This is a genomic window from Kitasatospora sp. A2-31 (assembly GCF_022288725.1).
GTDB lineage: Bacteria > Actinomycetota > Actinomycetes > Streptomycetales > Streptomycetaceae > Kitasatospora.
On the sequence record NZ_JAKNTA010000180.1, the window covers coordinates 1 to 1,426 of the forward strand.

The 1,426-nt window shown below is 72.2% G+C and carries 1 protein-coding gene; it reads left to right on the top strand.

Annotation, left to right across the window (positions count from 1 at the left end; translation table 11 throughout):
* Positions 1–127: 127 nt before the first annotated feature.
* A partial coding sequence (locus tag MCM47_RS40680; RefSeq protein WP_238951825.1) for a cation acetate symporter occupies positions 128–1,426 on the top strand: 1,299 nt, incomplete at its 3' end.

Consider the following 1,426-nt stretch of genomic DNA (forward strand, 5'->3'; position numbering starts at 1 on the left):
AGTTCGTCACCACCTTCGCCATCGCGGCCTGGTACGCCCGCTACGCGGACCGGCGGATCGACCCGCGTGCGGCCGCGATCCGCGAGGCGCGCGGCGCGGTCGTCCACGCACCCCGGGAGGCCGCCGAATGACGCAGTCCGCCGACTCCCCGCTCGCCGTCGCCGGCCTGGCCCCCTCCGGCCTCGCCGCCTCCGCCTCGGAGCACCGCGTCCTCACGCTGACACTCTTCGGGCTCTTCGTGGCCGCGACCCTGGCCATCACCATCTGGGCCGGCCGGCAGACCAGGAGCGCCTCCGACTTCTACGCCGGCGGCCGCGGCTTCACCGGCTTCCAGAACGGCCTGGCCATCTCCGGCGACTACATGTCCGCCGCCTCGTTCCTCGGCATCGCCGGGGCCATCGCGCTCTCCGGCTACGACGGCTTCCTCTACTCGATCGGCTTCCTGGTGGCCTGGCTGGTGGCGCTGCTGCTGGTCGCCGAGCCGCTGCGCAACTCGGGCCGCTACACCATGGCGGACGTGCTCGCGTTCCGGATGCGCCAGCGGCCGGTGCGGACCGCGGCCGGCATCTCCACCATCGTGGTGTCGATCTTCTACCTGCTCGCCCAGATGGTCGGCGCCGGGTCGCTGGTGGCACTGCTGCTCGGCGTCAGCGGGGAGAGCGCCAAGCAGGGCACCATCGTGGCGGTCGGCGCGCTGATGGTGGTCTACGTGGTGATCGGCGGGATGAAGGGCACCACCTGGGTGCAGATCGTCAAGGCGGTGCTGCTGATCGCCGGCACCGGGCTGATGACCGTCCTGGTGCTGGCCAAGTACCACTTCAACCCCTCGGAGCTGCTCGGCGCCGCGGCCGACGCCAGCGGCAAGGGGGCCGCGTTCCTGGAGCCGGGGCTGAAGTACGGGGCCAGCGGGACGAGCAAACTCGACTTCCTCAGCCTCGGGATCGCGCTGGTGCTCGGTACGGCCGGCCTGCCGCACATCCTGGTCCGCTTCTACACCGTGCCCACCGCCAAGGCGGCCCGGAAGTCGGTGCTCTGGGCGATCGGCATCATCGGCGGCTTCTACCTGATGACCCTGGCGCTCGGCTTCGGCGCGGCGGCGCTGGTCGGCCCCAAGGCGATCAAGGGCGTCAGTCCGTCCGGCAACACGGCGGCGCCGCAGCTGGCCGAGGTGCTGGGCGGCGGCGCGGGGTCGACCGGGGGCGCGATCCTGCTCGCGGTGATCTCCGCGGTCGCCTTCGCCACCATCCTGGCCGTGGTGGCCGGCCTCACCCTGGCCTCCTCGGCCTCCTTCGCGCACGACCTCTACGCCAACGTCATCCGGCGCGGGCGGGCCACGGAGAAGGAGGAGGTGCTGTCGGCGAAGTGGGCGGCGGTGGCGATCGGCGCGGTCGCGATCGTGCTCAGCCTCTTCGCGGGCAAGCTCAAC